Annotated in this window: 21 protein-coding genes and 5 tRNA genes; 19 read left to right on the top strand and 7 right to left on the bottom strand. The window is 54.1% G+C overall.

What is annotated here, in order from left to right:
* Nucleotides 1-574: 574 nt before the first annotated feature.
* The 18 genes from cydA to pnuC all read left to right on the top strand — a co-directional run bounded on the left by cydA (nt 575) and on the right by pnuC (nt 12190).
* Entirely contained in the window at nt 575-2143 is a 1569-nt protein-coding gene (cydA, locus tag ACMWJS_RS18785) for a cytochrome ubiquinol oxidase subunit I (RefSeq protein WP_008501098.1), read from the top strand.
* Nucleotides 2144-2158: 15 nt separating this feature from the next.
* Nucleotides 2159-3298, top strand: a complete 1140-nt coding sequence (gene cydB, locus ACMWJS_RS18790) for a cytochrome d ubiquinol oxidase subunit II (RefSeq protein ID WP_048226125.1) — start codon at nt 2159-2161, stop codon at nt 3296-3298.
* 14 nt (nt 3299-3312) lie between these two features.
* Nucleotides 3313-3426 carry a cytochrome bd-I oxidase subunit CydX gene (cydX, locus tag ACMWJS_RS18795; protein ID WP_003858598.1) on the top strand — a complete coding sequence of 38 codons (114 nt, stop codon included), beginning with the start codon at nt 3313-3315 and terminating at the stop codon, nt 3424-3426.
* Nucleotides 3426-3716 (top strand): cyd operon protein YbgE, encoded by a 291-nt coding sequence (ybgE, locus tag ACMWJS_RS18800; RefSeq protein WP_008501100.1) that lies wholly within the window; start codon nt 3426-3428, stop codon nt 3714-3716. The genes cydX and ybgE overlap by 1 nt, the downstream gene beginning before the upstream one ends.
* Before the next feature lie 148 nt (nt 3717-3864).
* A complete protein-coding gene (gene ybgC, locus ACMWJS_RS18805) occupies nt 3865-4269 on the top strand; it encodes a tol-pal system-associated acyl-CoA thioesterase (RefSeq protein WP_003858593.1) in 405 nt (134 codons plus the stop codon).
* Nucleotides 4266-4958, top strand: a complete 693-nt coding sequence (gene tolQ / locus ACMWJS_RS18810; protein WP_008501101.1) for a Tol-Pal system protein TolQ — start codon at nt 4266-4268, stop codon at nt 4956-4958. The genes ybgC and tolQ overlap by 4 nt, the downstream gene beginning before the upstream one ends.
* A gap of 3 nt (nt 4959-4961) precedes the next feature.
* On the top strand, nt 4962-5390 hold the full coding sequence (tolR, locus tag ACMWJS_RS18815; RefSeq protein ID WP_003858589.1) for a colicin uptake protein TolR: 429 nt from the start codon (nt 4962-4964) through the stop codon (nt 5388-5390).
* 28 nt (nt 5391-5418) lie between these two features.
* Nucleotides 5419-6690, top strand: coding sequence for a cell envelope integrity protein TolA (gene tolA / locus ACMWJS_RS18820; protein ID WP_414747408.1), 1272 nt, complete (start codon nt 5419-5421; stop codon nt 6688-6690).
* A 129-nt stretch (nt 6691-6819) separates the two neighbouring features.
* Nucleotides 6820-8112 carry a Tol-Pal system beta propeller repeat protein TolB gene (tolB, locus tag ACMWJS_RS18825; protein WP_008501103.1) on the top strand — a complete coding sequence of 431 codons (1293 nt, stop codon included), beginning with the start codon at nt 6820-6822 and terminating at the stop codon, nt 8110-8112.
* Nucleotides 8113-8147: 35 nt separating this feature from the next.
* Entirely contained in the window at nt 8148-8669 is a 522-nt protein-coding gene (gene pal, locus ACMWJS_RS18830; protein ID WP_003858578.1) for a peptidoglycan-associated lipoprotein Pal, read from the top strand.
* A 9-nt stretch (nt 8670-8678) separates the two neighbouring features.
* Complete coding sequence (gene cpoB / locus ACMWJS_RS18835; RefSeq protein WP_025912850.1) at nt 8679-9473, top strand: cell division protein CpoB; 795 nt, start codon at nt 8679-8681, stop codon at nt 9471-9473.
* Between the two features lie 161 nt (nt 9474-9634).
* Nucleotides 9635-9710 (top strand) — tRNA-Lys (locus tag ACMWJS_RS18840).
* 127 nt (nt 9711-9837) lie between these two features.
* Nucleotides 9838-9913: transfer RNA gene (locus tag ACMWJS_RS18845), tRNA-Val, on the top strand.
* Between the two features lie 3 nt (nt 9914-9916).
* Nucleotides 9917-9992 (top strand) — tRNA-Lys (locus tag ACMWJS_RS18850).
* Nucleotides 9993-10038: 46 nt separating this feature from the next.
* A tRNA-Lys gene (locus tag ACMWJS_RS18855) sits at nt 10039-10114 on the top strand.
* A gap of 23 nt (nt 10115-10137) precedes the next feature.
* A tRNA-Lys gene (locus tag ACMWJS_RS18860) sits at nt 10138-10213 on the top strand.
* A gap of 191 nt (nt 10214-10404) precedes the next feature.
* The gene (gene nadA / locus ACMWJS_RS18865; protein WP_104949096.1) at nt 10405-11448 is read left to right on the top strand and encodes a quinolinate synthase NadA; all 1044 of its coding nucleotides are present in this window, start codon (nt 10405-10407) and stop codon (nt 11446-11448) included.
* Between the two features lie 22 nt (nt 11449-11470).
* Nucleotides 11471-12190: a nicotinamide riboside transporter PnuC gene (gene pnuC, locus ACMWJS_RS18870; RefSeq protein ID WP_048026975.1), complete on the top strand. Its 720-nt coding sequence runs from the start codon at nt 11471-11473 to the stop codon at nt 12188-12190.
* Here the strand turns inward: pnuC and zitB are convergent.
* On the bottom strand, nt 12187-13125 hold the full coding sequence (gene zitB / locus ACMWJS_RS18875) for a CDF family zinc transporter ZitB (RefSeq protein ID WP_048026976.1): 939 nt from the start codon (nt 13123-13125) through the stop codon (nt 12187-12189). The two genes, pnuC and zitB, sit on opposite strands and share 4 nt — an antisense overlap.
* Nucleotides 13126-13230: 105 nt before the next feature.
* Nucleotides 13231-13611, bottom strand: a complete 381-nt coding sequence (locus ACMWJS_RS18880) for a protein YbgS (RefSeq protein ID WP_045909461.1) — start codon at nt 13609-13611, stop codon at nt 13231-13233.
* Nucleotides 13612-13914: 303 nt separating this feature from the next.
* Here ACMWJS_RS18880 and aroG point away from each other — a divergent pair, with 303 nt between their 5' ends.
* A complete protein-coding gene (gene aroG, locus ACMWJS_RS18885; RefSeq protein ID WP_008501110.1) occupies nt 13915-14967 on the top strand; it encodes a 3-deoxy-7-phosphoheptulonate synthase AroG in 1053 nt (350 codons plus the stop codon).
* Between the two features lie 60 nt (nt 14968-15027).
* Here the strand turns inward: aroG and gpmA are convergent, their stop codons facing one another.
* The 5 genes from gpmA to galE all read right to left on the bottom strand — a co-directional run bounded on the left by gpmA (nt 15028) and on the right by galE (nt 20245).
* Nucleotides 15028-15780 (bottom strand): 2,3-diphosphoglycerate-dependent phosphoglycerate mutase, encoded by a 753-nt coding sequence (gene gpmA, locus ACMWJS_RS18890; RefSeq protein WP_008501111.1) that lies wholly within the window; start codon nt 15778-15780, stop codon nt 15028-15030.
* A 206-nt stretch (nt 15781-15986) separates the two neighbouring features.
* Entirely contained in the window at nt 15987-17027 is a 1041-nt protein-coding gene (galM, locus tag ACMWJS_RS18895; protein ID WP_414747409.1) for a galactose-1-epimerase, read from the bottom strand.
* Complete coding sequence (gene galK, locus ACMWJS_RS18900; protein WP_196352127.1) at nt 17021-18169, bottom strand: galactokinase; 1149 nt, start codon at nt 18167-18169, stop codon at nt 17021-17023. Before galK ends, galM begins: the two co-directional genes overlap by 7 nt.
* Before the next feature lie 3 nt (nt 18170-18172).
* On the bottom strand, nt 18173-19219 hold the full coding sequence (galT, locus tag ACMWJS_RS18905; RefSeq protein ID WP_045909465.1) for a galactose-1-phosphate uridylyltransferase: 1047 nt from the start codon (nt 19217-19219) through the stop codon (nt 18173-18175).
* A gap of 9 nt (nt 19220-19228) precedes the next feature.
* On the bottom strand, nt 19229-20245 hold the full coding sequence (gene galE, locus ACMWJS_RS18910; RefSeq protein ID WP_414747410.1) for a UDP-glucose 4-epimerase GalE: 1017 nt from the start codon (nt 20243-20245) through the stop codon (nt 19229-19231).
* Nucleotides 20246-20300 lie beyond the last annotated feature (55 nt).

Below are 20300 nucleotides of genomic sequence, written 5' to 3' on the forward strand. Positions count from 1 at the left end.
GTTATTTATTTGCCTTTAAGAGGGCAGATGGAAAAAAATGAAAAACGCACTAAAATTTATGTCCTGAATAAATCAGTCATTAAGCGCTACTGAGTTAATAAAAATCACTTCTGTTTATATTCATCATTCGATTCGATAACCTTACTTGTATTTCATATACATATCTTTAACATGGTTTTTACCATGTTCACCACATCAAAACACAATTAACATAACGGATTGTTTTTGATTTAAATCAATGTTTAATCCTTGGAAAAAGGTGCTGAAAAGCGCTAAATTGTCCCCGATCAAAATGGCCGAAAAGTGGTAATTTTGCTATAAATTGATCACCGTCGAAAAACGTAAATGTGACTCTATAAAAACCTGTTTATTGTAAGGGTTTTGCAGCGTATTATATTTGCGGGATCAATTTGAGTTTTTTATTAACGTATTTGTAACCTCACGTCATCGTTTTTATCCTCCTTCAGGGTAATAACGACGACAAGGATGCGAATAATTTGTATTGGGGCATGCGTGTGGATCGCTTTGATGGGGTTCACTCTCGGAGTCTTCATGCGATGAGCAAGGAGTCATAATGTTAGATATAGTCGAACTGTCGCGCTTACAGTTTGCCTTGACCGCGATGTACCACTTCCTGTTTGTGCCACTGACGCTCGGTATGGCGTTCCTGCTGGCCATCATGGAAACGGTATACGTTCTCTCCGGCAAACAGATTTATAAAGATATGACCAAGTTCTGGGGCAAGTTGTTTGGTATCAACTTCGCACTGGGCGTGGCAACCGGTCTGACCATGGAGTTCCAGTTCGGGACTAACTGGTCTTACTATTCCCACTATGTCGGGGATATCTTCGGTGCGCCGCTGGCCATTGAAGGTCTGATGGCATTCTTCCTCGAATCCACCTTTGTAGGTCTGTTCTTCTTCGGTTGGGACCGTCTGGGTAAAGTCCAGCATATGGCGGTGACCTGGCTGGTGGCATTAGGTTCGAACCTGTCCGCGCTGTGGATCCTGGTCGCGAACGGCTGGATGCAGAACCCTATCGCGTCTGATTTTAACTTCGAAACCATGCGTATGGAGATGGTCAGCTTTGCCGAGCTGGTCCTGAACCCGGTTGCTCAGGTTAAATTCGTTCACACCGTCGCTTCTGGCTATGTGTGCGGCGCGATGTTTGTACTGGGCATCAGTTCTTACTATATGCTGCGCGGTCGTGACTTCGCGTTTGCTAAGCGCTCCTTTGCTATCGCTGCAAGCTTCGGTATGGCTGCCATCCTCTCCGTTATCGTTCTGGGTGATGAATCCGGTTACGAAATGGGTGACGTGCAGAAAACCAAACTGGCCGCCATCGAAGCCGAATGGGAAACCCAGCCGGCGCCTGCTGCCTTTACGCTGTTCGGTATTCCCGATCAGGACGCGCAGGAAAACCGCTTCGCCATTCAAATCCCTTACGCGCTGGGTATCATTGCCACCCGTTCTGTTGATAAGCAGGTGACGGGTCTGAAAGAGCTGATGGTGCAGCACGAAGAGCGTATCCGTAACGGTATGAAAGCCTACTCGCTGCTGGAACAGCTGCGTGCCGGTTCTACCGACCAGGCCGTTCGCGACCAGTTCAACGATGTGAAGAAAGATCTGGGTTACGGTCTGCTGCTCAAGCGTTATACCCCGAACGTGTCTGATGCGACGGAAGCGCAGATCCAGATGGCAACCAAAGACTCGATTCCTCGCGTTGCGCCACTGTACTTCGCATTCCGTATCATGGTGGGCTGCGGCATCATCATGCTGCTGATCATTGCGGCGTCCTTCTGGTCCGTGATTCGCAACCGTATCGGCGAGAAAAAATGGCTGCTGCGCACTGCGCTGTACGGTATTCCACTGCCGTGGATCGCAATTGAATCCGGCTGGTTTGTGGCGGAGTATGGCCGTCAGCCATGGGCGATCGGTGAGGTGCTGCCAACGGCGGTAGCGAACTCGTCCCTGACCGCAGGTGACCTGATCTTCTCCATGCTGCTGATTTGTGGTCTGTACACCCTGTTCCTGGTGGCTGAACTGTTCCTGATGTTCAAGTTCGCGCGCCTTGGCCCAAGCAGCCTGAAAACCGGTCGCTATCACTACGAGCAGTCCACTGCGACTACTCAGCCGGCACGCTAAGACAGGAGTCATCAAATGATCGATTATGAAGTATTGCGTTTTATCTGGTGGCTGCTGGTTGGCGTTCTGCTGATCGGTTTCGCCGTCACGGATGGTTTCGACATGGGGGTGGGGATGCTCACCCGTTTCCTCGGTCGTAATGACACCGAGCGTCGAATCATGATCAACTCCATCGCCCCACACTGGGACGGTAACCAGGTGTGGCTGATCACCGCAGGCGGCGCGCTGTTCGCTGCCTGGCCGATGGTCTACGCGGCTGCGTTCTCCGGTTTCTATGTGGCGATGATTCTGGTGCTGGCCTCTTTATTCTTCCGTCCGGTCGGTTTCGACTACCGTTCCAAGATTGAAGATACCCGCTGGCGCAACATGTGGGACTGGGGCATCTTCATCGGTAGCTTCGTTCCACCGCTGGTGATTGGCGTGGCGTTCGGTAACCTGCTGCAGGGTGTGCCGTTCCACCTGGACGAATACATGCGTCTTTATTACACCGGAAACTTCTTCCAGCTGCTGAATCCGTTTGGTCTGCTGGCCGGTGTCGTGAGCGTGGCGATGATCATCACTCAGGGTGCAACCTATCTGCAGATGCGTACCGTGGGTGAGCTGCATCTGCGTTCGCGCGCGACGGCTCAGGTTGCTGCGCTGGTTACGCTGGTCTGCTTCGCGCTGGCCGGTGTGTGGGTGGTGTACGGCATTGATGGTTACGTGGTGACGTCAGCGATCAACCACACCGCACCGTCTAACCCGCTGACCAAAGAAGTGGCGCGTCAGGCGGGGGCATGGCTGGTGAACTTCAACAATACCCCTGTGCTGTGGGCGATCCCGGCGCTGGGCGTGTTGCTGCCGCTGCTGACCGTGCTGACGTCTCGTCTGGAAAAAGGCGCGCTGGCGTTCGTGTTCTCTTCACTGACCCTGGCATGCATTATCCTGACGGCGGGTATTGCGATGTTCCCATTCGTTATGCCATCCAGCACCATGCTGAATGCTAGCCTGACCATGTGGGATGCAACGTCCAGCCATATGACGCTGAACCTGATGACGTATGTTGCTTGCGTGTTCGTTCCGATCGTTCTGGCCTACACCATCTGGTGTTACTGGAAAATGTTCGGTCGTATCACGAAAGAACATATCGAAAGCAACACCCACTCTATGTACTAAGTAAGGAGCTGAATATGTGGTATTTCGCATGGATTTTAGGGACGCTTCTTGCCTGTGCATTTGGTGTCATCACTGCCCTGGCGCTTGAGCACGTAGAAGCGACCAAAGCGGGTGAAGAAAAACACTGATGAATATTATCGCGAAACTTTACGCGGTAATGGACAAGCGCCCGTTACGGGCGCTTTCTTTAGTGATGGCATTACTGCTGGCAGGTTGTATCTTCTGGGACCCTTCGCGCTTTGCAGCGAAAACCAGCGAGCTTGAAATCTGGCACGGCTTCCTCATTATGTGGGCGGTGTGCGCAGGTGTGATCCACGGCGTGGGCTTTCGTCCGAAAGCCGTTCACTGGCAGGGAATTTTCTGCCCGCTGATTGCCGATCTGGTGCTTCTCGCCGGTTTGATTTTCTTCTTCTTCTGAATAAGAAATGTCCGTTAACGTTATGGGCTTACCCGAGCCCATAAAAATTTACTCTCCGTTTACTTTCCCCCATTCCAAACCATCTTTCCCGCGCGTATAGTAGCGAAGTTTAAAAGCTCTAACTTTTGTTGCATTACTGGGATGTAAAGTGAATACAACGCTGTTTCGATGGCCGGTTCGTGTCTATTACGAAGATACCGATGCCGGTGGTGTGGTTTACCACGCCAGCTACGTTGCTTTTTATGAACGGGCACGCACAGAGATGCTGCGCCATCATCACTTTAGTCAACAGGTGCTGTTGGCTGAGCGAGTTGCCTTTGTGGTACGCAAGATGACGCTTGAGTATTTTGCGCCTGCCAGACTCGACGATATGCTCGAAGTCCAAACTGAAATTACATCAATGCGCGGAACCTCACTGGTTTTCACGCAGCGGATAGTCAACGCAGAGAACACCGTACTGAACTCAGCTGAAGTACTGATTGTTTGTGTTGATCCAACCATAATGAAGCCTCGTGCGCTTCCTAAGTCTATTGTCGCGGAGTTTAAGCAGTGACTGACATGAATATCCTTGATTTGTTCCTGAAGGCAAGCCTTCTGGTTAAACTTATCATGTTGATTTTGATTGGTTTTTCAATCGCATCCTGGGCCATCATCATCCAGAGAACGCGTATCCTCAATGCCGCTGGCCGTGAAGCAGAAGCGTTCGAAGATAAGTTCTGGTCGGGCATTGAGCTTTCTCGTCTGTATCAGGAGAGCCAGGGACGTCGTGAAAACCTGACCGGCTCCGAGCAAATTTTCTATAGCGGTTTCAAAGAGTTCGCCCGTCTGCATCGTGCAAACAATCATGCGCCGGAAGCGGTGGTGGAAGGTGCCTCGCGTGCGATGCGCATCTCGATGAACCGCGAGCTGGAAAACCTTGAAACGCATATTCCTTTCCTCGGTACTGTCGGTTCCATCAGCCCGTATATTGGTCTGTTTGGGACAGTGTGGGGGATCATGCACGCCTTTATCGCGCTGGGCGCGGTGAAGCAGGCGACGTTGCAGATGGTTGCACCGGGTATCGCTGAAGCACTGATTGCGACCGCTATCGGTCTGTTTGCGGCAATTCCGGCAGTTATGGCCTATAACCGTCTGAACCAGCGCGTGAACAAACTGGAACTGAACTACGACAACTTTATGGAAGAGTTCACTGCGATTCTGCACCGTCAGGCGTTTACCAGCACCGAGAGCAACAAGGGGTAAACCATGGCCAGATCGCGTGGACGAGGTCGTCGCGAGCTCAAGTCCGAAATCAATATCGTTCCACTGCTGGACGTCCTGCTGGTACTGCTGCTGATCTTCATGGCAACAGCGCCAATTATTACCCAGAGCGTGGAAGTGGATCTGCCGGATGCGACAGAATCACAGGCGGTGAGCACCAATGACGATCCTCCGGTTATCATTGAGGTTTCCGGCGTAGGGCAATACAGCGTCGTGGTAGAGAAGGATCGTATGGATCAGCTGCCACCTGAGCAGGTTATTGCCGAAGCGCAGCGTCGCCTGGAGTCAAATCCGAAAACGGTCTTCTTAATCGGTGGCGCGAAAGACGTACCCTACGATGAAATTATTAAAGCGCTGAACTTGCTACATAGTGCGGGTGTTAAGTCAGTTGGCTTAATGACCCAACCTATTTGATCATCCGCGTAGTTTTTGGGAACCGATAGTGTCAAAGGCAACCGAACAGAACGACAAGCTTAAGCGAGCGATAATCGTCTCCGCAGTGCTGCACGTTATTCTTTTTGCAGCGCTGATCTGGAGTTCGTTCGACGAGCATATTGATGCATCAGCCGGCGGCGGTGGAGGGTCTTCCATTGACGCCGTGATGGTGGATCCCGGTGCGGTAGTACAGAACTATAATCGCCAACAACAGCAGAAGGCGAGTGCAAAACGGGCTGAAGAGCAGCGTGAAAAACAGGCGCAACAGCAAGCGGAAGAGCTGCGTGAAAAGCAGGCCGCAGAGCAGGAGCGTCTGAAGCTGCTCGAGAAAGAACGTTTGCAGGCGCAGGAAGCCGCGAAAGCGCAGGCAGAACAGCAGAAACAAGCCGAAGAGGCCGCGAAAAAAGCACAGGAACAGCAAAAGCAGGCGGAAGAGGCGGCAGCAAAAGCCGCAGCGGACGCGAAAGCACAGGCTGATGCCCAGGCGAAATTAGCGGCAGAAGCGGCGAAGAAAGCGGCTGCTGATGCCCAGAAGAAAGCGGAAGCCGAAGCCGCGAAGAAAGCCGCCGCTGATGCTCAGAAGAAAGCGGAAGCCGAAGTCGCTAAGAAAGCCGCAACTGATGCTCAGAAGAAAGCAGAAGCGGAAGCCGCGAAGAAGGCCGCTCAGGAAGCAGAGAAGAAAGCTGCTGCCGAGGCCGCGAAGAAAGCGGCTGCTGCCGAGAAAGCAGCAGCAGAAAAAGCCGCGGCAGAAAAAGCGGCAGCCGCCGAAAAAGCCGCTGCTGACAAAAAAGCTGCAGCTGAGAAGGCCGCTGCCGATAAGAAAGCAGCTGCTGAAAAAGCGGCTGCTAAAAAGGCTGCCGCCGCTGAAAAAGCCGCTGCTGCCGCAGGGGTTGACGATCTGCTGGGCGATTTGAGCTCCGGTAAGAATGCGCCGAAAACGGGCGGTGGGGCGAAAGGAAGTGGTCAGCCGTCTAAAGATAGCGGTACTTCGGGTGCCAACGGCGGTGCTACGGGGGCAGATATCAGCGCTTACGCTAGGCAGATTCAGGTGGCTATTCAGAGTCGCCTGTTTGATGCGAGCCTTTATCAGGGCAAACAGTGCGTGCTGCATATCAACCTTGCGCCAGATGGCCGATTGAAAAATGTGACGTCTGAAGGGGGCGATCCTGCGCTTTGTCAGGCAGCATTGGCCGCAGCAAGATCGGCGAACATTCCTAAACCGCCTAGTGAGGCTGTTTATGAAAAGATAAAAGATGCCAAACTGGACTTTAAGCTGTAATCGACTCTCCTTACGGAAGTATGAAAAACAGTCTATTGTCGTAACCGGGCTTTGTAGTTTTGTCTATTTGAGTTTGTTAACATTCTGCTAAATTATCGTGGGTAAGGTTACCCGGATAAGGGAGATATGATGAAGCAGGCATTACGTGTAGCATTTAGTTTTTTAATGCTGTGGGCAGCAGTACTGCACGCAGAAGTACGTATCGAGATCACCCAGGGGGTGGACTCGGCACGCCCAATCGGTGTTGTTCCGTTCCAGTGGGCCGGTCCTGGCGCTGCACCTGAAGATGCCGGTGGCATCGTGGCGGCTGACCTGCGTAACAGCGGTAAATTTAACCCGTTAGATCGTTCTCGTCTGCCTCAGCAGCCGGGTAGCGCGCAGGAAGTACAGCCTGCAGCATGGTCTGCACTGGGTATTGATGCCGTGGTTGTGGGTCAGGTTACCCCTAATCCAGACGGTTCTTACAACGTGGCCTGGCAACTGGTGGATACCGGCGGTGCACCAGGTACCGTTCTGGCCCAGAACTCTTACAAGGTCACTAAGCAGTACCTGCGCTACGCGGCACACGCTGCCAGCGATGCGGTATTTGAAAAACTGACCGGCATTAAAGGTGCGTTCCGTACCCGTATCGCATACGTGGTGCAGACCAACGGCGGTCAATTCCCGTATGAGCTGCGCGTATCTGATTACGATGGCTACAACCAGTTCCTGGTGAAACGCTCTTCGCAGCCACTGATGTCTCCAGCCTGGTCTCCGGACGGTTCTAAGCTGGCGTATGTCACCTTCGAAAGCGGCCGTTCTGCGCTGGTTATCCAGACGCTGGCAAACGGTGCGGTTCGTCAGGTCGCATCTTTCCCACGTCACAACGGTGCGCCTTCGTTCTCTCCAGATGGCTCTAAACTGGCGTTTGCGTTGTCTAAAACCGGTAGCCTGAACCTGTACGTGATGGACATTGGCTCTGGCCAGATCCGTCAGGTGACCGATGGTCGTAGCAACAACACCGAACCTTCATGGTTCCCGGACAGTCAAAACCTGGCGTTTACCTCTGACCAGGCCGGCCGTCCACAAATCTATAAAGTCAACATCAACGGCGGTGCTCCGCAGCGTATTACCTGGGAAGGTTCACAGAACCAGAACTCAGACGTGAGCAGCGACGGTAAATTTATGGTAATGGTCAGCTCTAACGGTGGGCAGCAGCACATTGCCAAACAAGATCTGGTAGCGGGTGGCGTTCAAGTTCTGTCGTCAACGTTCCTGGATGAAACGCCAAGTCTGGCACCTAACGGCACGATGGTAATCTACAGCTCTTCTCAGGGGATGGGATCTGTGCTGAATCTGGTTTCTACAGATGGGCGTTTCAAAGCGCGTATTCCGGCTACTGATGGACAGGTAAAATCACCTGCCTGGTCGCCGTATCTGTAAATAATAATTAATTGATTACTAAAGGAATCATAGAAATGCAACTGAACAAAGTGCTGAAGGGGCTGATGATCGCTCTGCCTGTAATGGCAATCGCAGCGTGTTCTTCTAACAAGAACGCCAGCAATGACCAGAGCGGCGAAGGCATGATGGGTGCCGGCACCGGTATGGACGCGAACGGCAATGGCAACATGTCTTCTGAAGAGCAGGCGCGTCTTCAGATGCAGCAGCTGCAGCAGAACAACATCGTTTACTTCGATCTGGATAAATACGACATCCGTTCTGACTTCGCTGCGATGCTGGATGCGCACGCTAACTTCCTGCGTAGCAACCCATCTTACAAAGTCACCGTAGAAGGTCACGCGGACGAACGTGGTACTCCAGAGTACAACATCTCCCTGGGTGAACGTCGTGCTAACGCTGTTAAAATGTACCTGCAGGGTAAAGGCGTTTCTGCTGACCAGATCTCCATCGTTTCTTACGGTAAAGAAAAACCTGCAGTACTGGGTCACGACGAAGCGGCTTACTCCAAAAACCGTCGTGCCGTACTGGTTTACTAAGAGAATTGCATGAGCAGTAACTTCAGACATCATCTGTTGAGTCTGTCGTTACTGGTTGGAATAGCGGCCCCCTGGGCCGCTTTTGCTCAGGCACCAATCAGTAGTGTCGGCTCAGGCTCGGTAGAAGACCGGGTCACTCAACTCGAGCGTATTTCTAACGCTCACAGCCAGCTTTTAACCCAACTCCAGCAACAACTTTCCGATAACCAGAATGATATTGACTCTCTCCGCGGTCAGATTCAGGAAAGCCAGTATCAGCTTAACCAGGTTGTGGAACGTCAGAAGCAAATCTTGTTGCAGATCGATAGCCTGAGCAGTGGTGGTGCAGCAGCACAGCCAGCCGCAGGCGATCAGAGCGGTGCGGCGACGTCTACGCCAGCGCCATCTGCTGATACGTCAGCCTCAACAGGCGCGCCTGTACAGAGCGGTGACGCGAATACGGACTACAATGCGGCCATTGCCCTGGTGCAGGATCAATCTCGTCAGGATGACGCGATTGCTGCGTTTCAGAGCTTTGTTAAGAAATACCCTGATTCCACTTATCAGCCAAATGCCAATTACTGGCTCGGTCAGTTGAATTACAACAAGGGTAAAAAGGACGATGCGGCGTTTTATTTTGCCTCCGTGGTGAAAAATTACCCAAAATCGCCGAAAGCGCCAGATGCGATGTATAAGGTTGGCGTGATCATGCAGGACAAAGGCGACACCGCGAAAGCCAAAGCGGTTTATCAGCAGGTGGTTGCAAAATTCCCGGGTACCGAAGGTGCTAAGCAGGCGCAAAAACGTCTGAATTCGATGGGATGATTATCGCATGACCAGAAATCGCGTTATTTCTGGTCGTGCAGCATGATTACTAAGCAGTTAAGTGATCTTCATCGAAATTTTTGTTGCGCAGAATTCTTAAATCAGTAATATATGCCGCCGTTGCCACGGGATATCAAACAACGTGAAAGCAGCATAAAAGTGGGTCGTTAGCTCAGTTGGTAGAGCAGTTGACTTTTAATCAATTGGTCGCAGGTTCGAATCCTGCACGACCCACCACTAAGTCAGGTGGAAGTAGTAGTAAAACGTGAAGGATAACGTTGCGTCAGCAACGGCCCGTAGGGCGAGGCGAAGCCGAGTCATCCTGCACGACCCACCACTTAACGCAGTTCCGGCAGTACAGAGTGGGTGATTAGCTCAGTTGGTAGAGCATCTCCTTTACACGGAGGGGGTCGGCGGTTCGAGCCCGTCATCACCCACCACTCGGGTCGTTAGCTCAGTTGGTAGAGCAGTTGACTTTTAATCAATTGGTCGCAGGTTCGAATCCTGCACGACCCACCACTTTAAAGTGGTACCGAGTAAAAATCTTCGAAGTCAGCACCCGAATGGGTCGTTAGCTCAGTTGGTAGAGCAGTTGACTTTTAATCAATTGGTCGCAGGTTCGAATCCTGCACGACCCACCACTTCGAAGAAAAAATCCCGCAAGGGGTCGTTAGCTCAGTTGGTAGAGCAGTTGACTTTTAATCAATTGGTCGCAGGTTCGAATCCTGCACGACCCACCAGTGTAGAAAGGCGCCCTAAAGGCGCCTTTTTGCTATCTGCGGTACAACAAATGCTCCGCCCATCTATTCCCGGTGACTTTTCACGCCAGATTCGCTATCTTGTTTAGTATACAAAACACAATTGCCACGCGTTTTGCTATGTCAGGCAAATGAAAGGCAATATTGTTAAGCCCGTAAAACGAGAAGCCATAATGAGTGTGATGTTTGATCCTGAAGCCGCAATCTATCCGTTTCCGCCAAAGCCTGTCCCGTTGAGCCAGGACGAAAAGCAATTCTACCGCGAGAAGATCAAACGTCTTCTTAAAGCGCGCGATGCGGTAATGGTGGCCCATTACTACACCGACCCGGAAATCCAGCAGCTGGCGGAAGAGACCGGCGGCTGCATTTCTGACTCACTGGAGATGGCGCGCTTCGGTGCACGGCATCCCGCTTCCACGCTGCTGGTTGCCGGCGTGCGTTTTATGGGCGAGACGGCAAAGATTCTGAGCCCGGAAAAAACCATTCTGATGCCCACGCTTAACGCGGAGTGTTCCCTGGATCTCGGCTGTCCGATTGACGAATTCACGGCCTTCTGTGACGCTCACCCTGACCGGACCGTGGTGGTCTACGCTAACACCTCTGCGGCGGTAAAAGCGCGGGCTGACTGGGTGGTTACGTCGAGCATCGCCGTTGAGCTGATTGAACATCTGGACAGCCTGGGGGAGAAAATTATCTGGGCGCCTGATCGTCATCTCGGCAATTATGTTCAGAAGCAGACGGGGGCTGACGTTCTTTGCTGGCAGGGTGCCTGCATTGTGCATGATGAATTCAAAACTCAGGCGCTGGCGCGAATGAAGGCGCTTTATCCTGACGCCGCCATTCTTGTTCACCCCGAGTCACCGCAGTCAATTGTCGACATGGCGGATGCCGTGGGCTCAACCAGCCAGCTTATTAACGCGGCCAGGACGTTGCCTCACAAGCAGCTCATTGTCGCGACCGATCGCGGTATCTTCTATAAGATGCAGCAGGCCGTGCCGGAGAAAGAGCTTCTTGAAGCACCAACGGCGGGCGAGGGCGCAACGTGCCGCAGCTGCGCGCATTGTCCCTGGATGGCGATGAACGGCCTGAAAGCGATTGCTGAAGGGTTAGAAACCGGTGGTGCGGCGCATGAAATCCACGTGGATGCCGCCCTGCGTGAAGGCGCGTTAATTCCGCTTAACCGCATGCTGGATTTTGCGGCTACACTACGTACTTAATTCAACTCGCCCCGGGGAAAAGATGGATTTTTTTAGCACACATAACATTCTGGTTCATATACCGATTGGTGCAGGTGGCTATGACCTGTCATGGATTGAGGCCGTAGGTACGCTGGCGGGCTTATTGTGTATCTGGCTGGCAAGCCTGGAGAAGATCAGTAACTACGCGTTCGGGCTGATTAACGTCACGCTGTTTGCGATTATCTTCTTCCAGATCCAGCTGTACGCCAGCCTGCTTTTGCAGCTGTTCTTCTTTGCCGCCAATATTTACGGCTGGTATGCCTGGTCGCGTCAGAACAGCCAGCAGGAGGCCGAGTTGCAGATCCGCTGGCTGCCCCTGCCGAAAGCCATCGCCTGGTTCGTCGCCTGCGTGGTGGCCATTGGCTTAATGACCGTTTACATCAACCCGGTGTTTGCCTTCCTGACCCGCGTTGCTGTTTCGGTCATGTCCGGCATCGGCCTGAACGTAACGATGCCAGAACTCCAGCCGGATGCTTTCCCGTTCTGGGATTCCTGCATGATGGTGCTGTCGATTGCGGCAATGATTCTGATGACCCGTAAATACGTTGAGAACTGGCTGCTGTGGGTCATTATCAACGTGATCAGCGTGGCGATCTTCGCCCTGCAGGGCGTCTATGCCATGTCGCTGGAATATCTGCTGCTGACCTTCATCGCGCTGAACGGCAGCCGAATGTGGATTAACAGCGCGCGTGAGCGAGGCTCTCGCGCGCTTTCCAGCTAGTGGTCATGATGATGTGAATGACCGGACTGCGCCTCGTTAAGGTGGCAGTCCGGTCCGCTACAGGGCTGATACTCCATCTGAACGGTAGCGTGGCTAATGTCGTAGTGGTGCTCCAGGAAGTGCTGGATGCGATCGAGCAGCGCATCGTGGTCGTGAGGTGGGATCACCTGGACATGTAGCGTCATGACCGGTTTCTCTCCCACCAGCCAGACGTGCACGTGATGGACATTACGGACTTCCGGGACAGTACGGCGCAGGTTGCGCTTCAGCTCATCGATGTCCATGGATGCTGGCGCCCCTTCAAGCAGTTCGTTCACGCTCTCCTTCAGCAGTCGCCAGGCGCTGCGCAAGACCAGACACGACACCAGCACGGACAGAATCGGATCGACAGGCGTCCAGCCGGTATAGAGGATCACCAGCGCGGCGACAATCGCCCCGACTGAACCGAGCAAATCCCCCAGCACATGCAGTGCCGCCGCGCGCACGTTGAGGTTCTTTTCCCCGCTCCCGCGGTGCAGGATCCAGAAGGCCAGAATATTCGCCAGCAACCCTGCCACGGCAATGACCATCATTGTCGCCCCAGCGATCGGCTGTGGATGCCGAAAGCGCTGTATGGCTTCCCAGACGATAAGCACAGTAATGACCACCAGCGCAATGGCGTTAACAAACGCGGCCAGGGTGGTCAGCCTCAGCCAGCCGAAGGTGTGGCGCGCATTCGGTGGGCGGCGCGCAAACTGCACGGCCAGCAGGGCGAAGAGCAGGGCGGCGGCATCGGTCAGCATATGTCCGGCATCGGCCAAAAGCGCCAGAGAGCCGGAAACCAGGCCGCCAATGACCTCGATAATCATAAACGTTGCCGTGACGCCAAAGGCCAGCATCAGTCGTTTAGCGTTGTCGTTTCCGGGTGCATGCGAGTGGGAATGGGAGTGCGCCATGTCTGCTTTCCTGAAGTGTTATTGTTTTTAGTGTAGCGTTTTTAATAGGTTACTCCAAAAAGAAAGGAGAGCCTGGGCTCTCCTTTTTCTGACGGTACATACAAATTACTGGGTGGTACCATCCGTTTTGGTATTGGCGTCGTCACCCACTTTGTCGTTAGGGTCCGGGCATTTGCCGTCCTTACACATGGAGTTCTTGTGGACCTCGTCTGAACTCATATTGTCATGGTTCATGGTGCCGGAACCGCTACCGTCTGGATGCAGCATGGTGCCGCCCGTGTTGGTATTACCGGTATTGATCTGGCCGTTGTCGACGTTATTCGGGGCAATATTCTGTTTTGCATCAGGCGCAGGCTGACCTGCCGCCGCAGCCGCATTCGCGTCACCGTTGCTCTCTGAGGTGCCCGTTTCGGCGGCCAGGACGCTGCCGCTGGCAAGGGTAAGGGTGGCGGTCAGGAAGAGGGTTGCCAGTTTTGTCATTTTCATCATGGTGCTCCTGTTCTTGTCGTTACGCTGGATAACATTCTCCAACAGTGCATCTTTTTTGAGGCGAAAGATTCCGCCATACGGACTTACGTCAGTAGGGAATCGCGTTTAAGCGTTTAAAATTGTTTGTTACAGTTAAAAAGCTTAGGTTAGATCTCATTTTTCGCTATTTTGTGGCGATTTTTAGGCGAATTCCAGGAATTATCTGCGTGAAGTGTAAAACCGTGTTTACACTTCCTGGTCGACAAGATAGATTGAAAGGATTGCTTTCATTACTAAAGATATGGCAGAGCTGGAAAGAAAATGAATTATCAGAACGACGATTTACGCATTAAAGAGATCAATGAGTTATTACCTCCTGTAGCACTCCTTGAGAAATTCCCCGCCACTGAAAATGCCGCAAACACGGTTTCTCATGCTCGTAAAGCGATCCATAAGATCCTGAAAGGTAATGACGATCGTCTTCTGGTGGTGATTGGCCCGTGCTCGATTCACGATCCTGCTGCCGCGAAAGAATACGCTGCCCGTTTGCTCACCCTGCGTGAAGAGCTGAAGGATGAGCTGGAAATCGTCATGCGCGTCTACTTTGAAAAACCGCGCACCACCGTGGGCTGGAAAGGACTGATTAACGATCCGCACATGGATAACAGCTTCCAGATCAACGACGGTCTGCGCATTGCGCGCAAGCTGCTGCTGGAGATCAACGACAGCGGCCTGCCTGCGGCCGGTGAATTCCTGGACATGATTACGCCGCAATACCTTGCAGACCTGATGAGCTGGGGGGCAATTGGTGCCCGCACTACTGAATCTCAGGTTCACCGCGAGCTGGCGTCCGGTCTCTCTTGTCCGGTGGGCTTCAAAAACGGCACTGACGGCACCATTAAGGTGGCTATCGACGCCATCAACGCAGCGGGCGCACCGCACTGCTTCCTGTCCGTGACCAAGTGGGGTCACTCTGCCATCGTTAACACCAGCGGTAACGGTGACTGCCATATCATTCTGCGCGGCGGCAAAGAGCCTAACTACAGCGCAAAACATGTGGCCGAAGTCAAAGTCGGGCTGGAAAAAGCCGGGCTGCCACCGCAGGTGATGATCGATTTCAGCCACGCCAACTCCAGCAAGCAGTTTAAAAAGCAGATGGAAGTGGGCGCAGACGTCTGTCAGCAGATTGCCGGCGGTGAGAAGGCGGTGATTGGGGTGATGATCGAAAGCCATCTGGTTGAAGGTAACCAGAACCTGGAAGGCAGCGAGCCGCTGGTGTATGGCAAGAGCGTGACCGATGCCTGCATCGGCTGGGACGATACCGACGCCATCCTGCGCCAGCTGGCTAACGCAGTGAAAGCGCGTCGCGGTTAATTCTGACGGCTCAAATAAAAAAGCGCGGACGGTTCCGCGCTTTTTTTATGGTCAGCGAAATTACTTCGCTTTACCCTGGTTCGCAACGGCCGCCGCTTTCGCTGCGATTTCGTCCGCGTTACCCAGGTAGTAGTGTTTGATTGGCTTGAAGTTTTCGTCGAACTCATACACCAGCGGTACGCCAGTTGGGATGTTCAGTTCGAGGATCTCGTCTTCACCCATGTTGTCCAGGTATTTCACCAGCGCACGCAGGGAGTTACCATGAGCCGCGATAATCACGCGCTCGCCGCTTTTCAGACGTGGCAGAATGGTTTCGTTCCAGTAAGGCACAACGCGGTCGATGGTCAGCGCCAGGCTCTCGGTGGTTGGCAGCTCAGCGTCGGTCAGTTTCGCGTAACGCGGGTCGTGGCCCGGGTAGCGCTCGTCATCTTTGGTCAGCTCTGGTGGGGTGACCGCGAAGCCGCGACGCCACTGTTTAACCTGCTCGTCACCGTATTTCTCAGCGGTTTCCGCTTTGTTCAGGCCCTGCAGCGCACCGTAGTGACGCTCGTTCAGTTTCCAGGATTTCTCAACCGGCAGCCAGGCCTGGTCCAGTTCGTCCAGCACGTTCCACAGGGTGTGGATGGCACGTTTAAGCACAGAGGTGTAAGCAAAATCAAAGCTGAAGCCTTCTTCCTTCAGCAGTTTACCTGCTGCTTTTGCTTCGCTTACGCCTTTCTCAGACAGATCAACGTCGTACCAACCGGTAAAGCGGTTTTCGTTGTTCCACTGGCTTTCGCCGTGACGCACCAGAACCAGCTTAGTAATAGCCATCTCTTACTCCTCAAGCATTTTTAGAATGATAACAATTCTCATTATATTGCTGTGGCCGTGCCAGCAGCAACGCTTAACCCTAACCATAGCGAAAATAGTCTCTGAGTGTAAGATGCTTGTGAATCCAGGGTTATGATTTTGTCTGCGATCGGCGCTATTTTCAGCAAGGCGCGCAGAAAAAAGCCCTCCAGAGGGAGGGCTGAAGATTAATGTGGAATAAAATGATATTCCGTCACGCTAACGTACTCTTCACCCGGGCGCAGCACGCAGTCCGGCTGCGGCCATTCCGGATGATTCGGGCTGTCCGGCAGGAACTCGCTCTCCAGCGCCAGGCCTTGCCAGTCGCTATACTCTTCGTGTTCGCGCGCCGTTATGCCGCCGAGATAGTTACCTGAGTAAAACTGCAGGGCAGGAGCGGTGGTATAAACCGTCATCTGCAGCTTCTCATCCGCAGACCAGACCTGTGCGGCAGGTTGTTTCACATCACCTTTAGCTTGCAGCAGGAACGCGTGGTCGTAACCTTTCACCTTGCGCTGATCGTCATCGCTCAGGAAATCCTGGGTGATCGTTTTCGCGCGGCGGAAATCAAAGCTGGTCCCGCTCACGTCTTTGAGCCCCTGATACGGAATGCCCATTTCGTCAACCGGCAGATACGCATCCGCCAGGATCTGCAGCTTGTGCTCACGCACGTCGCACTGGTTGCCGTCCAGATTGAAGTACGCGTGATTGGTCAGGTTGACCGGACACGGCTTGTCGACCGTCGCACGGTATTCAATGGCGATACGGTTATCGTCCGTCAATGTAAAGCGCGCGGAGGCGATAAGGTTACCCGGGAAGCCCTGATCGCCGTCCTGCGAATCCAGCGAGAACAGCACTTCGCCGTCGTTTTGACGAACAATTTTCCAGCGACGTTTATCAAAGCCTTCCGGGCCGCCGTGCAGCTGGTTTTCACCCTGGCTTGGAAGCAGGGTGTACTGCACGCCGTCGAGCTCAAAGCGGCTCTTCGCGATGCGGTTAGCATAGCGTCCTACGGATGCGCCCAGATAGGCGGACTGATTAACATACTGCTCGGGCGATGCGCAGCCGAGCAGGGTTTCGCGCACGCTGCCGTCCGGCATCGGTACGCGGGCTGAAAGCAGAGTTGCACCCCAGTCCATAAGCGTAACCACCATCCCCGCGCGGTTGCGCAGGGTTAACAGGCGATACGGCAGACCATCCGGTGCGAGGGTAGGTGTTTCGTTTAGCACTGTCCGGCTCCTTGTGATGCTTTGCAAACATAGAAGGTTTCTTTAATACCTGTTTTCGCTTCGTACTGCTTCGCCACGGCGTCCTGTACGGCAGGGACCAGCTCTTCCGGAACCAGCGCAACGATGCAGCCGCCAAAACCGCCGCCCGTCATGCGTACGCCGCCTTTGTCGCCAATGACCGCTTTGACGATCTCCACCAGGGTGTCGATTTGCGGAACGGTGATCTCAAAATCATCACGCATGGAGGCGTGAGATTCTGCCATCAGCTCACCCATGCGTTTCAGGTCACCTTTCGCCAGTGCGGAGGCGGCTTCAACGGTACGGGCATTTTCCGTCAGCACGTGACGAACACGTTTGGCGACAATCGGATCCAGCTCGTGCGCCACTTTGTTAAATTCATTGAGCGTCACGTCGCGCAGGGCGGGCTGCTGGAAGAAGCGGGCGCCGGTTTCGCACTGCTCGCGGCGGGTGTTGTACTCGCTGCCCACCAGCGTGCGCTTAAAGTTGCTGTTGATGATCACGACAGCCGCGCCTTTTGGCAGGGGAACGGCTTTGGTGCCAAGCGAGCGGCAGTCGATCAGCAGCGCGTGTTCTTTTTTGCCCAGCGCGGAGATCAGCTGGTCCATGATGCCGCAGTTGCAGCCCACGAACTGGTTTTCCGCTTCCTGACCGTTCAGGGCGATTTGTGCGCCATCCAGCGGTAAATGATAGAGCTGCTGGAACACGGTGCCCACGGCGACCTCCAGAGACGCAGAGGAGCTTAAGCCCGCCCCCTGCGGCACGTTGCCGCTGATGACCAAATCGGCGCCGCCGAAGTTTTTATTACGCTTCTGCAGATGCTTCACCACGCCGCGCACGTAGTTAGACCACTGCTGGCTGTCGTGCGTCACAATCGGGGCATCGAGGGAAAACGCGTCCGTCTCATTACCGTAATCCGCCGCAATCACGCGAACCTGGCGGTCGTCGCGCTTCGCGCAGCTGATGACCGTCTGGTAATCGATGGCGCACGGCAGCACAAAACCGTCGTTGTAGTCAGTGTGTTCACCGATCAGGTTAACGCGACCAGGTGCCTGAATAATGTGGGTGGCAGGGTAACCAAATTTCTCAGCAAACAGGGATTGTGTTTTATCTTTCAGACTCATTTTTTAGACTCCTGATTCGCGATAGTGGACGTCGCTAACGGCACGCAGACGTTCTGCCGCCTGTTCCGCCGTCAGATCACGCTGGGTTTCCGCCAGCATTTCGTAGCCCACCATAAATTTACGTACCGTCGCAGAGCGCAGCAGCGGCGGATAGAAATGGGCATGCAGCTGCCAGTGCGGATTCTCTTCCCCGTTAAACGGTGCGCCGTGCCAGCCCATGGAGTACGGGAAGGAGCACTGGAACAGGTTGTCGTAACGGCTGGTCAGTTTTTTCAGCGCCAGGGCAAGGTCGTCGCGCTGCGCGTCGCTGAGTTCGGTGATGCGCAGCACGTGTGCTTTCGGCAGCAGCAGCGTCTCAAACGGCCAGGCGGCCCAGTAAGGGACGACGGCCAGCCAGTGTTCGGTTTCCACCACGGTACGGCTGCCGTCTGCCTGCTCACGCTGTGCGTAATCCACCAGCATCGGCGAGCCGTTTTCCGCGTAATACGCTTTTTGCAGACGGTCTTCACGCTCGGCTTCGTTAGGCAGGAAGCTGTTCGCCCAGACCTGGCCATGCGGATGCGGGTTGGAGCAGCCCATTGCCGCACCTTTATTTTCAAACACCTGCACCCATGGGTAAGTTTGACCCAGCTCGGCAGTTTGCGCCTGCCAGGTGCTGACCACCTCTTTCAGTGCCTCAACGCTCAGCTCCGGCAGCGTTTTGCTGTGATCGGGAGAGAAGCAGATCACGCGGCTGGTACCGCGCGCGCTTTCACAGCGCATCAGCGGATCGTGGCTTTCCGGCGCGTCCGGCGTGTCGGTCATCAGGGCGGCAAAATCGTTGGTAAACACGAAGGTGCCTTTGTAGTCCGGGTTTTTATCCCCGGTCACGCGAGTGTTGCCCGGACAGAGGAAGCAGTCCGGGTCGTGCTGCGGCAGGGTCTGTTTTGCAGGCGTCTCCTGCGCCCCCTGCCAGGGGCGCTTGGCGCGATGCGGAGAAACTAAAATCCATTGCCCGCTTAACGGGTTAAAGCGACGATGCGGATGATCGACGGGATTAAATTGCGTCATGACGGATCCTTAGTCCGGATAGCCTTGCGGGTGGCGTGACTGCCAGTGCCAGGTATCCTGTGCCATTTCATCAAGCGTGCGCGTAACACGCCAGTTAAGCTCTTTGTCGGCTTTGGTGGCGTCGGCCCAGTAAGCAGGCAGATCGCCCTCACGACGCGGTGCGAAGTGGTAGTTCACCGGCTTGCCGCAGGCTTTGCTGAAAGCATTGACCACGTCCAGCACGCTGCTGCCGACCCCGGCGCCGAGGTTGTAAATATGCACGCCAGGTTTATCCGCCAGCTGCTGCATGGCGGCAACGTGGCCATCTGCCAGATCCATCACGTGGATATAGTCGCGCACGCCAGTGCCATCTTCGGTGGGGTAGTCATTGCCAAAAATCGCCAGCGAATCGCGACGACCGACGGCAACCTGCGCGATATACGGCATCAGGTTGTTCGGAATGCCCTGCGGATCTTCACCCATATCGCCAGACGGATGGGCACCGACCGGATTGAAGTAGCGCAGCAGCGCGATGCTCCACTCCGGCTGGGCTTTTTGCAGGTCGGTCAGGATCTGCTCCACCATCAGCTTGCTTTTGCCGTACGGGCTCTGCGGCGTCCCGGTCGGGAAGCTTTCAACGTAAGGAATTTTGGGCTGATCGCCATAGACGGTGGCGGAAGAACTAAAGATGAAGTTTTTGACGTTAGCCGCACGCATGGCGGAGATGAGACGCTGGGTACCGTTGACGTTGTTGTCATAATACTCGAGCGGTTTTGCAACGGACTCCCCGACGGCTTTCAGACCCGCGAAGTGGATCACCGCTTCAATAGCGTGGTCGTGAAGGATCTCGGTCATCAACGCTTCGTTGCGGATGTCGCCTTCCACGAAAGTCGGTTGTTTACCGCCAAGACGTTCAATCACAGGCAGCACGCTGCGCTTACTGTTGCACAGGTTGTCGAGAATGATGACGTCATGGCCGTTTTGCAGCAGCTGCACGCAGGTATGACTACCGATGTAACCGCTACCACCTGTTACCAGAACTCGCATATTTCGCTCCATTGGGCTTATGGTATGTAATAACCATAGCATAACAGAGACGCAA

It is taken from the genome of Enterobacter sp. HK-058-C-ECC (genome assembly GCF_047531125.1).
GTDB lineage: Bacteria > Pseudomonadota > Gammaproteobacteria > Enterobacterales > Enterobacteriaceae > Enterobacter > Enterobacter quasiroggenkampii.

Bases quoted from the DNA above. Each gene is read 5' to 3' on its own strand.
- galK (WP_196352127.1), bottom strand. From the start codon at position 18,169: ATGAGTCTGAAAGATAAAACACAATCCCTGTTTGCTGAGAAATTTGGT.
- aroG (WP_008501110.1), top strand. From the start codon at position 13,915: ATGAATTATCAGAACGACGATTTACGCATTAAAGAGATCAATGAGTTA.
- zitB (WP_048026976.1), bottom strand. From the start codon at position 13,125: ATGGCGCACTCCCATTCCCACTCGCATGCACCCGGAAACGACAACGCT.
- cpoB (WP_025912850.1), top strand. From the start codon at position 8,679: ATGAGCAGTAACTTCAGACATCATCTGTTGAGTCTGTCGTTACTGGTT.
- galT (WP_045909465.1), bottom strand. From the start codon at position 19,219: ATGACGCAATTTAATCCCGTCGATCATCCGCATCGTCGCTTTAACCCG.
- cydB (WP_048226125.1), top strand. From the start codon at position 2,159: ATGATCGATTATGAAGTATTGCGTTTTATCTGGTGGCTGCTGGTTGGC.
- ybgE (WP_008501100.1), top strand. From the start codon at position 3,426: ATGAATATTATCGCGAAACTTTACGCGGTAATGGACAAGCGCCCGTTA.
- gpmA (WP_008501111.1), bottom strand. From the start codon at position 15,780: ATGGCTATTACTAAGCTGGTTCTGGTGCGTCACGGCGAAAGCCAGTGG.
- pnuC (WP_048026975.1), top strand. From the start codon at position 11,471: ATGGATTTTTTTAGCACACATAACATTCTGGTTCATATACCGATTGGT.
- cydA (WP_008501098.1), top strand. From the start codon at position 575: ATGTTAGATATAGTCGAACTGTCGCGCTTACAGTTTGCCTTGACCGCG.
- ACMWJS_RS18880 (WP_045909461.1), bottom strand. From the start codon at position 13,611: ATGAAAATGACAAAACTGGCAACCCTCTTCCTGACCGCCACCCTTACC.
- tolR (WP_003858589.1), top strand. From the start codon at position 4,962: ATGGCCAGATCGCGTGGACGAGGTCGTCGCGAGCTCAAGTCCGAAATC.
- cydX (WP_003858598.1), top strand. From the start codon at position 3,313: ATGTGGTATTTCGCATGGATTTTAGGGACGCTTCTTGCCTGTGCATTT.
- nadA (WP_104949096.1), top strand. From the start codon at position 10,405: ATGAGTGTGATGTTTGATCCTGAAGCCGCAATCTATCCGTTTCCGCCA.
- tolB (WP_008501103.1), top strand. From the start codon at position 6,820: ATGAAGCAGGCATTACGTGTAGCATTTAGTTTTTTAATGCTGTGGGCA.
- pal (WP_003858578.1), top strand. From the start codon at position 8,148: ATGCAACTGAACAAAGTGCTGAAGGGGCTGATGATCGCTCTGCCTGTA.
- galE (WP_414747410.1), bottom strand. From the start codon at position 20,245: ATGCGAGTTCTGGTAACAGGTGGTAGCGGTTACATCGGTAGTCATACC.